This is a genomic window from Streptomyces boetiae (assembly GCF_031845405.1).
Taxonomy (GTDB): domain Bacteria; phylum Actinomycetota; class Actinomycetes; order Streptomycetales; family Streptomycetaceae; genus Streptomyces; species Streptomyces boetiae.
In genome coordinates, this window is record NZ_JAVREN010000005.1 from 108,549 (window position 1) to 120,713 (window position 12,165).

Annotated in this window: 7 protein-coding genes; all 7 read left to right on the top strand. The window is 74.5% G+C overall.

Going from position 1 to position 12,165, the window contains the following annotated elements:
- Positions 1 to 97 precede the first annotated feature (97 nt).
- The 7 genes from RM780_RS05215 to RM780_RS05245 all read left to right on the top strand — a co-directional run bounded on the left by RM780_RS05215 (position 98) and on the right by RM780_RS05245 (position 11,954).
- Positions 98 to 4,663: an FtsK/SpoIIIE domain-containing protein gene (locus RM780_RS05215; RefSeq protein ID WP_311629284.1), complete on the top strand. Its 4,566-nt coding sequence runs from the start codon at positions 98 to 100 to the stop codon at positions 4,661 to 4,663.
- A 361-nt stretch (positions 4,664 to 5,024) separates the two neighbouring features.
- The gene (locus RM780_RS05220; protein WP_311629285.1) at positions 5,025 to 6,545 is read left to right on the top strand and encodes an ATP-binding protein; all 1,521 of its coding nucleotides are present in this window, start codon (positions 5,025 to 5,027) and stop codon (positions 6,543 to 6,545) included.
- Between the two features lie 95 nt (positions 6,546 to 6,640).
- Complete coding sequence (locus RM780_RS05225; RefSeq protein WP_311629286.1) at positions 6,641 to 7,090, top strand: roadblock/LC7 domain-containing protein; 450 nt, start codon at positions 6,641 to 6,643, stop codon at positions 7,088 to 7,090.
- A complete protein-coding gene (locus tag RM780_RS05230; protein WP_120760501.1) occupies positions 7,087 to 7,443 on the top strand; it encodes a DUF742 domain-containing protein in 357 nt (118 codons plus the stop codon). The genes RM780_RS05225 and RM780_RS05230 overlap by 4 nt, the downstream gene beginning before the upstream one ends.
- On the top strand, positions 7,421 to 8,047 hold the full coding sequence (locus RM780_RS05235; RefSeq protein WP_199739546.1) for a GTP-binding protein: 627 nt from the start codon (positions 7,421 to 7,423) through the stop codon (positions 8,045 to 8,047). The genes RM780_RS05230 and RM780_RS05235 overlap by 23 nt, the downstream gene beginning before the upstream one ends.
- 1,285 nt (positions 8,048 to 9,332) lie before the next feature.
- Positions 9,333 to 10,583: a cytochrome P450 family protein gene (locus RM780_RS05240; protein WP_311629287.1), complete on the top strand. Its 1,251-nt coding sequence runs from the start codon at positions 9,333 to 9,335 to the stop codon at positions 10,581 to 10,583.
- Positions 10,584 to 10,712: 129 nt separating this feature from the next.
- Complete coding sequence (locus RM780_RS05245; RefSeq protein WP_311629373.1) at positions 10,713 to 11,954, top strand: S8 family serine peptidase; 1,242 nt, start codon at positions 10,713 to 10,715, stop codon at positions 11,952 to 11,954.
- Positions 11,955 to 12,165 lie beyond the last annotated feature (211 nt).

The window sequence follows — 12,165 nt, forward strand, 5'->3', positions numbered from 1 at the left end:
GGAAGCCGCGCAAGGGCCGTTGTCACAACGGCGCAAGATGCGATTATGGTCATGTCCAGCGAAGTTTCTGGGCCGCGTCAGCAACGGGAGGAAGAGCGTGCGCCTGACCCTGACAGTCGTGGACCCGGTCGGGGGTCTCAGTGCCGACGCCGTGATCGACGCCGCCCCGGAGACCCAGATCGGCGACCTCACCCCCGAGTTGGCGGGCGTCGTCGGCAGCCGCGTGGCCAGCCCGGCCGCCGCCTCCGGCCAGTGGGGTGCCGAAGCGCCGGGCGGCACGCCCCTGTTCGTCGCGGGCGAGTACGTCGACCCCGCCACGACCCTGGCCGAGTCCCCGCTGCGCGAGGGCGCGGTCGTCAGCCTGCACAACGCCAGTGGCTGCTGGCCCGGGGAGCCCAGCGGCGTCGTCGAGCTGCGCGTCGTCGGCGGTCCAGCCGCCGGGGCCGTTCACCGCCTGGGCCCCGGCAAGGTCGAGATCGGCGGCGGCGAGCAGGTGCACATCCGGGTCAGCGACCCCACGCTGCCGCCGCACGCCATGACGCTGCGCGTCGCCCCCGACGGCTCCTGCAAGGTCACCTGCTACAGCCAGGAGCAGCCCCGACTGGACGGCGAGCCCTTCGCCCACACCGAGGGCGACCGCGCCGACTGGAAGCTCGGCAAGCAACTCGCCATGGGCGACTCCCTCTTCGAGCTGACCCCCTACTTCCCGCCGGACGCCGCCCTGAAGGTCTCCGAGGACGGCGCGGGCCTGGACTACAACCGCCCGCCCCGGCTCCTCCCCCCGGAGCGGCAGACCAAGTTCACCCTGCCCCGGCCCCCCGGCGAGCGCGAACGCCGCCCGCTGCCCTGGCTGATGGCCATCCTGCCCGTCGTCGGCGCCGTGGCCATGGCCAGCCTCACCGGCCGCTGGATCTTCCTGATGATGGCCTTCATGAGCCCCATCATGATGTTGTCCAACTACTTCATGGACAAGAAGCGGGGCCGGATCTCGCACGCCCAGAAGGTCGCCGAGTACGGGGAGCGCAAGGCCCGGATCGAGAAGGACGCCCGCGACGCGCTCATCGCCGAGCGCTTCGCCCGCCGCCACGCCGCCCCCGACCCGGCCACCGTTCTCAACCAGGCCACCGGCCCCCGCACCCGCCTGTGGGAGCGGCGCCGCACCGACGACGACCACCTGCTCATCCGGGTGGGCACCCACGAGCTGGACTCCGAGGTCGTGCTCAACGACCCCGAGCAGGACGAGCACAAGCGGCAGGTCGCCTGGAAGATCGCCGACGCCCCCGTCACTCTCCCGCTGCGCACCCTCGGCGTCGTCGGCTTCGCCGGCCCCGGCGACTCCTCCCGCGCGCTGGGCCGCTGGGCCGTCAGCCAGCTCGCCGTCCTGCACAGCCACGTGGACGTGCAGTTCTACGTCCTCACCGACGGCTCCGGCCAGTACAGCTGGAACTGGACCCGCTGGCTGCCGCACTGCCGCCCCGGCCCCGAGCACGAGGTCAACGCCCTCATCGGCACCGACGCCGAGACCGTCGGCGCCCGCATCGCGGAGCTGACCCAGCTTCTGGACGCCCGACAGAAGGCCGCCAAGCAGACCCGCGCCGCCGCCACCTCGTTCAAGGACCCCGACATCGTCGTCGTCTTCGACGGCTCCCGCCGGATGCGGTCCCTGCCCGGCGTGATCCGCCTGCTGCGCGAGGGCCCGGCCGTGTCCATCTTCGCCCTGTGCATCGACGACGAAGAGCGGTTCCTGCCCGGCGAGTGCCAGGCCGTCGTCATCGCCGAGCCCAACCCCGACCGCGCCGCCCACGGCGGCGGCCCGTCCCGCAACCCCGGCTACGCCACCGGCTTCCACACCTTCCTCGCCGTCCCCGGCGGCGGGCCCGGCGCGTCCCCCGGCGGCCCGGCCCCCGCCCAGCTCGCGGACCGGCTGCGCGTGGAGCAGACCGGCGCCTGGCGCATCCGGGGCGTGCGCCCGGACTGGGTCCCGCCGGAGTGGTGCGAGCTGCTCTCCCGCTCCCTCTCCCCGATCCGCGACATAAGCGGCGAGTCCGAGGACGCGGCCCTGCCCTCCTCCAGCCGCCTGCTGGACGTCATCGAGATGGAGCCGCCCACGGCCGGGGCCGTTGCCGCCCGCTGGCGCCTGGGCGGCCAGTCCACCGAGGCCGTCATCGGCGAGTCCTACGACGGCGCCTTCGCCATCGACATCCGCCGCGACGGCCCCCACGGCCTCATCGCCGGCACCACCGGCTCAGGCAAGTCCGAGCTGCTCCAGACCATCGTCGCCTCCCTGGCCGTGGCCAACAGCCCGGACAATATGACCTTCGTGCTGGTCGACTACAAGGGCGGCTCGGCGTTCAAGGACTGCGTCCAGCTCCCGCACACCGTCGGCATGGTCACCGACCTCGACAACCACCTGGTCGAGCGCGCCCTGGCCTCTCTCGGCGCCGAGCTGACCCGCCGCGAGCACATCCTCGCCGGGGTCGGCGCCAAGGACATCGAGGACTACCAGGACCTGGTCCGCCGCAACCCCGGCCGCCTCGCGCAACTGCCCCGGCTGCTGATCGTCATCGACGAGTTCGCCTCGATGGTCCGCGAGCTGCCCGACTTCGTGAAGGGCCTGGTCAACATCGCCCAGCGGGGCCGTTCCCTCGGCATCCACCTGCTGCTGGCCACCCAGCGCCCCAGCGGCGTCGTCTCCCCCGAGATCCGCGCCAACACCAACCTCCGCATCGCCCTGCGCGTCACCGACGCCTCCGAGTCCTCCGACGTCATCGACGCCCCCGACGCCGGCCAGATCGCCAAGTCCACGCCCGGCCGCGCGTACGTGCGCCTGGGCGCCTCCTCCCTGGTGCCCTTCCAGTCCGGCCGCGTCGGCGGCCGGCGGCCCGGCGCCGTGGACCCGATGGCCGCCCGCCCCTGGACCGGCCGCCTGGAGTGGAACGACCTGGGCCGCGGTCTCCTCAAGCGCCCGCCCGGCGCCAAGTCCGAGGAGGAGGAGATCACCGACCTCAAGGTCCTGGTCGACGCGATCATCGAGGCCGACCAGCAGCTCGGCTACCCCAAGCAGCACAGCCCCTGGCTGCCCGCGCTGGGCGAGAAGGTCCTGCTGCGCGACCTGGAGCACCCCGCCCCGCTGGGGCAGTTGCCCGCCGCCCCCTACGGCGTGGAGGACCTGCCCGACCAGCAGGCCCGGCGTTCCCTCGCGATCGACTTCAAGACCTTCGGCCACATGATCGTCGGCGGCTCGCCACGCTCGGGCCGCTCCCAGCTCCTGCGCACCATGGCCGGCTCCCTGGCCTGGATCCACTCCGCCGCCGACGTCCACCTCTACGGCATCGACTGCGGCAACGGCGCGCTCAACGCCCTCACCAAGCTGCCCAACTGCGGCGCGGTGGTCAACCGCAACCAGCCCGAGCGGGTGCGGCGCCTCATCAAGCGGCTGCGCGGCGAACTCGACCGCCGCCAGGAGATCCTGGCCACCGACGCGCTGGCCGACATCGGGGAGCAGCGCGCCGCGGCCGAGCCCGAGAAGCGGCTGCCGCACATCGTCGTTCTGCTCGACCGCTGGGAGGGCTGGGTCTCCACCCTCGGCGAGATCGACCACGGGGCGCTCACCGACGAGCTGTACGTCCTCTTCCGCGAGGGCGCCAGCGTCGGCATCCACATGGTCGTCGTCGGGGACCGCACCGTCCTCTCCGGCCGCATCGCCACGCTCACCGAGGACAAGTACACGCTGCGGCTGAACGACCGCGGCGACTACTCACACATCGGCATGCCCGCCCGGAAGGTCCCCGAGGAGATCGTGGACGGGCGGATGTTCCGCAACCAGGCCCTCACCGAGATCCAGGTCGCGGTGCTCGCCGAGGAGCTCTCCGGCCAGGCCCAGGCAGCGGCCCTGACCGCCATCGGGGACTGGGCCACCCAGCGCGACGACCGACTGCCGCGCGCCAGGCGGCCGTTCCGCGTGGACGTGCTGCCCTCCCGCCTCACCTTCGAGGAGGCGTGGAAGATGCGCGACCCCGACGCCGCGGCCTCGCGGCTGTGGGGCCTGGTCGGCGTCGGCGGCGACGAACTCCTGGGCTACGGCCCCGACCTGGGCCAGGGCACGCCGGCGTTCATCGTCGCCGGACCGGCCAAGTCCGGCCGTTCCACGGTCCTGACGATGCTCGCCAAGTCCTACCTCAAGCAGGGCGTCCGCGTGGCCGTCGCCGCCCCGCGGCCCTCGCCTCTGCGCGAACTCGCCGGGCAGGAGGGCGTCGTGGCCGTCTACACCGGCTCCGACCTCACCGCGGACGAGGTCAAGCAGGCCGTGGCGACCTCCTCGCGGGAGAACCCGGTCGTCTTCATCGTGGACGACGGCGAGGACCTGCGGCGGGCCGGGGGCGGCGAGGAGCTGAAGGGCATCGTCACCCAGGGCCTGGAGCTGGGCCGCTCGCTGATCCTGGGCGGCGACGAGGGCGAGATCTGCAACGGCTTCACCGGCTGGCAGGTCGACGCGAAGAAGTGCCGCCGCGGCGTGCTGCTCTCCCCCTCCACCCACCGGGTCGGCGAACTCATCGGCGCCAAGCTCCCCCGCAGCGCCGCCGCCGAACAGCCCACCCCCGGCCGAGGCATCCTCCACCTCGGCGACGGCACCCCCTTCCAGGTCACCACCCCGGTCCCCTGACCCCGGCACGACCGCGCGAGCCCCCGCCGCCAGGTGGCGGGGGCTCGTAGGCGCGCCCGCCCGGGCGGCGCGCCAAGGCCGGGCGGGAACCGCGGCCGAGGGCGGTCGTATACGAAGGGGCGGGGGGTGGCGACGGCCGCTTGTGCGAACGGGGGGCTGCGGGGGGATTGCCGGTCGATGTCTTCCGGTTACGCGCACGGGTTGCGCCGTGACCGGGTGGCTGCTTGACTCTGGCCTGTCGCCGTGACGAGCGTGAGCAAATCGTCGGCAACGACGCCCAGTTGTGAAGGAGCCCTGGGTGCTGTGCGCGTGTGACGGCTGTGTGCAAGCAGATCGCCGCAGGCATCAGGGTAGGGAACCTATGGACATACCGGCGGCGCTCGTCGCTTCGCTGTCGGCCGGAAGCGGCCTCGCCCTCATGCTGGTCGTGGTGCTCGCGGTCCGCGAGCCGCGCCTGCGCCGCGAGCGTGTGACGGCCAGGCATCGGGCGGAGCACGCCGAGGCCCACCTGGCGGGCGTGCGAGGGGAGTTGGCGGCCATTCAGCGGCGGGAGCGGCTGATGGCCCAGGAGGTCGAGCACCTGGCCTCCACCCGGCTCCCGGCCGTGACCAAGGCCCTGCGCCACCCGCACGTGAAGGTCCCCGGGCCGCTGCACCCCGACGCGCTGGCCGCGGCCGGCGGCCCCGCGCTGGACACCGTGCTGGCGGGCGTCTCCGAGGCCGTGCTGGACGAGCGGCGGCGGGTGGACGGCGCGGCCCGCGCCGCGATGCGCGGGGCCACCACCAAGCTCCAGACGATGTGTTACCAGATGCAGTCCGCCGTGGACGACCTGCTGCACAAGTACGACGACCCGGAGCTGGCCGAGCGGCTGGCCGCCCTCGACTACCTCAACGAGCAGATCCTGCGCCGCCTCCAGGTCACCCGCGTGGTCTGCGGCGCCGGCGCGGGCCTGGTGCGCACCAAGGCCCCGCTGCGGGCCCTGGTGCTGGGCGCCAGCTCCCGCATCCCCGGCTACGAGCGGGTGCAGATCGTCGACCACCTGCCGCAGCCGGTCGCGGTCGTGGACCGCGCCGCCGAGCCGGTCGCCATCGTGGTGGCCGAGCTGCTGGCCAACGCCGTGCACCACTCGCACGGTTCGCTGCCTGTGGAGGTCACGCTGCACCGGGCGCACAACGGCGCGGTGGTCGTCATCAACGACGCGGGCATCGGCATGAACGCCGACGAGTTCCGGCTCGCGCGCACGCTGCTGGCCGGGACGGAGGAAGTCGCGCTGGCCGAGCTGGGCGACCCGCCGCGCTCCGGCTTCGCCGCGATCGGCGAGCTGAGCCGCCAGTACGGGATCGGGGTGTCCGTGGAGCCCTCGCACTACGCGGGCGTCAAGGCCGTGGTGTTCATCCCGACCGAGCTGCTGACCTCCGTGAGCGAGGCCGAGGACCGGCCGCTGCCCGCCCCGGCGCCGGCCTCGCGCCCGTCGGCCGGGCCGGGCCCGGACCGGGTGCCGGATCCGGCGGGCGAGCCGGCCGGGGCCCCCGCGGCCCGGGCGGAGAGCCGAACGGACGCGCCCACCGCGGACGTTGCCCCGCTTCCCCCCGCGCACCCCGAGCACGCCCCCGCCGCGGAGGAGGGCGCCGGCGACCCGCCGCCCCTGCCGCAGCGGCGCCACCGCCGCGCCCCCGACCACCCCGTCGCCCACGCGGAGGCGCCGGAGGCGCCGGAAGCCCCCGACGCCCCCCGGGTCCCCGGGGCCCGGCCGCCCGAGGAGGCCGCGGCCCGGATGGGCGCCCTCCAGCGCGGCACCGCCCGCGGCCGCGCCGAGGGACGCCGGGACCCCGGCGTCGGAGGAGACCGCGGCCCGCACGCCGGGCCCGGCGCGCACGGGTGAGGAGCGGCCCCGGGCGCGCCCGCGAGGCCCCGGGGACCGACCGCCAGCGAACCGAGCGAACGCGTAAGCCGTAAGACTGAGAGAAGGGGAAGCCGATGAGCGTCCCAGTGCCGGTACGGAAACCCGAGGTCGACCTGTCGTTCGTCCTCGCGCCCATCCTCGAGGTGCCGGACGTCCAGCACGCCATGATCATCACCGCGGACGGCTTCTTCGAGGCCCACTCCGGCCTCGACCCCGAGACAGCGGAGAAGCTCTCGGCCGTGCTCGCCTCCCTGCTGGCCTCCGGCAAGGGCACCAGCCAGACCTACTTCGGCGAACGCGACCTGCTGCGGCAGGTGATGGTGGAGACGTACGACGGCTACATCTTCGTCATCCCGGCCGCCGAGAGCACCTACCTGGCCGTGTTCACCGGGCCCTCCGTGGCGATGGACAACGTCTCCTACGAGATGCAGAAGCAGGTCCAGACGCTGGGCAAGGCCATGGTCAGCCCGCCACGTCCGCACGGGGCGCCGCCCCCTGCGGACCAGGGCGGCGCGCCCGCATGACCAGGCGGCTGATCCCGCCGTACGTGTGGACCGGGGGCCGGACGCACCCCACGCGCAACGTCCTGGACCGCCTGACCGTGCTGCGGTCGGCCGTGGACGAGGTCCCGGGCGACCTCACGCCCGCCCAGCAGCGGGTGCTGGAGATCCTGCTCGACGGCGCCCTCCCGCTGGCCGAGGTCGCCGCGCACCTGTCGTTGCCCGTCAGCTTCGTGAAGGTGCTGGCGAGCGACCTCCTCGACGAGGGCCTGCTGCACGCCCGCGCGCCGGCCCCCGCGTTCACGCCCGGCCGCGCCTGGCGGCCCGACAAGAAGCTCCTCGAAAGGGTGATCGATGGACTCCGCGCTCTCCAGTAGCCGGGCCGCCACCGGATCCGCCCGCGACCGGATCTACCTGCGCAACCCCGACCAGCAGCTGGTCAAGGTCATCGTCAGCGGGCCGTTCGGCGTGGGCAAGACCACGATCGTCCGCAGCCTGTCGGAGATACCTCCGCTGAAGACCGAGGAGGTCATGACCGCCACCGGCGCCGTCGTGGACCACCTCCACGGGGTGCGGGACAAGACGACCACCACCGTCGGGCTGGACTACGGCCGGGTCTCGCTCGCGGACGACCTCGCGCTGTGCCTTTTCGGCACGCCGGGGCAGCAGCGTTTCCACGCGCTGTGGAAGGACCTCACGCACGGCGCGCTGGGGGCGCTGATCCTCGCGGACACCCGCCGCATCGCCGACTCCTACGAGGTGATGGGGCTGATCGAGGAGCAGGGCCTGCCGTACGCGGTGGCGCTCAACCACTTCCCCGACTCGCCCGCCTACCCCGACGCCGAGCTGCGCAAGGCGCTGGACCTGGCCCCCGACACGCCGCTGATCACCTGCGACGCGCGCGACCGCGGCACCTCGCTGCGCGCCCTGCTCGCGCTGGCCGAGCACCTGCAGAAACTCCCCGCCCTGGAGCACCCGTGAACCACCCCTCCCCGCCGGGCCCCTCCCGCCCCGGCCCGTCCCAGCCGGGGGCCGCTGCGGCCACCGCGCCCGTCCCGCTCTACGGCCCCGACTTCGCCGCCGACCCGTACGCCGTCTACGAGCGCCTGCGCGCGTACGGCGCCTGCGCCCCGGTCGAGCTGGCGCCCGGCGTGACGGCGACCCTGGTGACGGACTACCGCGCGGCCCTGGAGGTGCTGCACGACACCGACACCTACGGCAAGGACCCGCGGGTGTGGCAGCAGACCGTGCCGCCGGACAGCGAGGTGCTGCCGATGATGGGGTGGCGGCCCAACGCCCTCTTCAACGACGGCGAGATCCACGCGCGTTACCGCCGGGTCACCAACGACAGCCTCGCCATGATCGAGCCCCACGAGCTGCGCGACCTGGTGCACCGCTCCGCCGACTCCCTCATCCGCGGCTTCGCCTCCCGCGGCGAGGTGGACCTGATCGGCGAGTACGCCCGCCGCCTGCCGCCGATGATCTTCACCGGCCTCTTCGGCGTCTCGGACGAGTCCAGCCGGCTCCTCCTGGCCGCCATGGAGGGGATGTTCGACGCCGAGGCGGAGAACGCCCACGCCGCGAACGACGAGTTCACCCGGCTGATGGTCGAACTGGTCACCTCCAAGCGGCAGAAGCCCGGCCCGGACGTGACCTCCTGGATGCTGGACCACCCCCTCGGGCTCTCCGACGAGGAGGTCATCGGCCAGCTCGTCACCTGCCTGGGCGCCGGCTCCGACCCGCTGACCAACCTCATGGGCAACGCCCTGGCGCGGATGCTCTCCGACCCCCGCTACTACCGCACCGTCTCCAGCGGCGCCCTCACCGTCACCGACGCCCTGGCCCATGTCCTGTGGTACGACGCGCCGTTGATGAACTACTCCACGCACTACCCGCGCCGCGACGTCGACCTGCACGGCACCTGGATACCCGCCCACACCCCGGTGCTGGTCTCCTACGCCGCCGCCAACACCGCCACGCAGCCCCCCGGCCGGGGGCACCTCCCAGCGGTAGGCGGGGGAGGGCCGCGCGCCGACACCGGCGCGCACCTGGCGTTCGCCGCGGGCCCGCACGCCTGCCCCGCCCGCAACCCCTCGCTGCTGATCGCCGGCACCGCCATCGACCGGCTGACCGGGTGGCTGTGCGACATCCACCTGTCCGTTCCCTTTGACCAGCTCACCTGGCGCCCCGGTCCGTTCCACCGGGCCCTGGAGGCGCTGCCCGCCCGATTCACCCCGATCGCGCCCGACCAGAAGGGAACCAGCCCATGGAACGCCAGTCCGCTGTCGTCCTCGATCCCACCGGACGAGACGTCCCCGGCGAGGCCGCGGCCCTCCGCGCCGCGGGGCAGGCCGTCCGCGTCCTCCTCCCCGGCTCCGTCCCGGCCTGGGCCATCACCGGCCACGCCCTGATCAAGCGGCTGCTGACCGACTCCCGGATCTCCAAGGACGCGCGGCAGCACTGGCCGGAGTTCATGGCCGGGCGCATACCGGAGACCTGGCCGCTGTACACCTGGGTCGCGGTGCGGAACATGTTCACCGCCTACGGGCCCGACCACACCCGGCTGCGCCGCCTGGTCGCCCCGGCGTTCACCGCCCGGCGCACCCGGGCCCTGCTGCCGCGCGTCGAGGCCATCACCCACGGCCTCCTCGACGCGATGGCCGCGGCCCCGGCGGGCGAACCCACGGACCTGCGCGAGGCGTTCACCCAGCCGCTGCCGATCCAGGTGATCTGCGAGCTGTACGGCGTTCCCGAGCATCTCAAGCCCGGGCTGCGGCGCACCATGGACAGCATCTTCAAGACCTCCGTCCCGCCGGAGGAGGCCGCCGCCAACTACCACGAGCTGTACCGGATCCTCGCCGAACTCGTCACGCTCAAGCGGGCCGAGCCCGCCGACGACCTCGCCAGCGCGCTGATCCAGGCCCGCGAGGGCGACGACCGGCTCTCCGAACAGGAGCTGCTGGACACGCTGTTGCTCGTCCTGTCCGCCGGGCACGAGACCACGGTCAACCTGCTGGGGAACGCCGTCCACGCTCTGCTCACGCACCCCGGGCAGCTGGAGATGGTGCTCGACGGGCGGGTCACCTGGGACGCGGTCATCGAGGAGACGCTGCGCTGGGCTCCCTCCATCGCCAGCCTGCCGCTGCGCTACGCGGTGGAGGACGTGGAGATCGACGAGGAGGTGACCATCCGTCAGGGAGAGGCGATCCTGGCCGTGTTCGCCGCCGCGGGCACCGACCCGGCCCAGCACGGGGAGGACGCCGACCGGTTCGACATCACCCGCCCGGCACCCGAGCACCTGGCGTTCGGGCACGGCGCGCACTACTGCCTGGGCGCGCCGCTGGCGCGGGCCGAGGCGCGCATCGCGCTTCCCGCTCTCTTCGCGCGCTTCCCGGAGCTGGCGCTGGCGGAGGTGGCGCCGCCGCCGATCGAGTCCTTCATCTCGCACGGGCGCGAGGTGCTGCCCGTGCACCTGCTGGGGGCCGGGGACCGGCTGCGGGCGGCGCCGGCGGTCTGATCGTTCCGCCGGCTTCCGGCCGTGCCCCTCCCGCCGTGCCCCTCCCGCCGCACCCTCCCTCCGGGTTCTCACAGCCGCCTCCTGTACGTTCTTCGGATCGGCAGTCCGGGAGGAGGGGGAGGCGTGGGGATGGCGCGCTGGTTCGCCGGGGCCCGGGGCCGCCTGCGGGGCGGGGCGGCCCTGGCCGTTCCCGTCGCGGGGGCGGTCCTGTGGGCGGGGGCCGCGGTGCCGGCCGGGGCCGTGGAGGACGTCGAACGCCCGTGGTACCTCGGGGCGTTGAGGGCCGAGGACGTCTGGGAGGTGGCCCGGGGGCAGGGCGTCACGGTCGCGGTCATCGACTCGGGCGTGGACGCCTCGCTGCCCGAGCTGCGCGGCCGGGTCCTTCCCGGCGTGGACCTCACGGACGGCCGTTCGGGCGCGGGGGTGGACGCCACGGGCCACGGCACGGACATGGCCGCGCTGATCGCCGGCTCGGGCGCCGGGGGCGGGATCCAGGGGCTGGCCCCGGAGGCGTCCATCCTCCCCGTCCGCCTGACGGAGAGCGCCGGGGGCGTCCTCAGCAACGGCGAGGCGCGGATGGCCCAGGCGATCCTGGCCGCGGTGGAGGGCGGGGCGCGCGTCATCAACATCTCGCGGGGCGGCCGGGACCGCGGCTTCGGGGTGCCCGAGGTGAACGCGGCGCTGGCGGAGGCGGCGCGGCGGGACGTGCTGGTGTTCGCGAGCACCGGGAACGAGGGAGAGGGGGGCAACGCCAGCGAGTTCCCCGCCAGCCGTCCGGGCGTCGTGGGGATCGGCGCCGTGGGCCCGGACGCGGAGCGGGCGCCGTTCTCGACCTTCGGCCCGCAGGTGGCGCTCGCGGCGCCGGGCACGGACATGCCGGGGCACTGCGAGTGGCCGGACGCGTCGGTGCTGTGCGTCTTCCCCGAGGGCGGGACCAGCTCGGCGACGGCGGTGGCCTCCGCGGCGGCGGCCCTGGTGTGGTCGGCGCATCCGGAGTGGACGAAGAACCAGGTGCTGCGGGCGTTGATCGAGACCGCACAGCGGCCGGAGGGCGGCGACGGCCGGGACCAGCACACCGGGTTCGGGATGGTGCGGCCGGACCGGGTTCTGCTGGGCGGCGGGGCGGAGCCGGGGGAGGCGGACGTGAACCCGCTGTTCGCGGAGTTCGAGGCCGTGCTGGCGCCGCCGCCCTCGCCTTCCCCGTCGCCCTCGTCGTCGCCCTCGCCCGAACGCCCGCCCGCGCCCGCGCTCGCGCGCGAGCCACGGCCCCGGGCCGAGCCCGGCAGGCCGTGGCTGCTGTGGGGCGGCGCCGGGGCCGCCTCCCTGGCCGTGGCCGCGACGGCCGTGGCGCTGTCGCGCCGCCGCTCCTAGGTCGGGGGCGGCACCGGCGGGGGCTGCGGCTGCGGCTTGGGCTCCGGCTCGTCCGGGCCCGGCGGGGTCGGCGGGATGGGGTCGGGCTCCGGTGGAGGCATCGGCTCCGGCGGCGGCCCCGGCATGGGCCCGGGCAACGGCCCGGGCGCCGGCCCCGGCCGCGGTCCCCCCGGCCCGGGCGGCGGCGTCGGGCTCGGCGGCACGGGGTCGG

What these genes read in the sequence shown, in the direction of transcription:
- RM780_RS05230 (WP_120760501.1), top strand. Translation starts at nt 7,087, where the DNA reads ATGACCAGGCGGCTGATCCCGCCGTACGTGTGGACCGGGGGCCGGACG.
- RM780_RS05245 (WP_311629373.1), top strand. Translation starts at nt 10,713, where the DNA reads ATGGCGCGCTGGTTCGCCGGGGCCCGGGGCCGCCTGCGGGGCGGGGCG.
- RM780_RS05240 (WP_311629287.1), top strand. Translation starts at nt 9,333, where the DNA reads ATGGAACGCCAGTCCGCTGTCGTCCTCGATCCCACCGGACGAGACGTC.
- RM780_RS05225 (WP_311629286.1), top strand. Translation starts at nt 6,641, where the DNA reads ATGAGCGTCCCAGTGCCGGTACGGAAACCCGAGGTCGACCTGTCGTTC.
- RM780_RS05235 (WP_199739546.1), top strand. Translation starts at nt 7,421, where the DNA reads ATGGACTCCGCGCTCTCCAGTAGCCGGGCCGCCACCGGATCCGCCCGC.
- RM780_RS05220 (WP_311629285.1), top strand. Translation starts at nt 5,025, where the DNA reads ATGGACATACCGGCGGCGCTCGTCGCTTCGCTGTCGGCCGGAAGCGGC.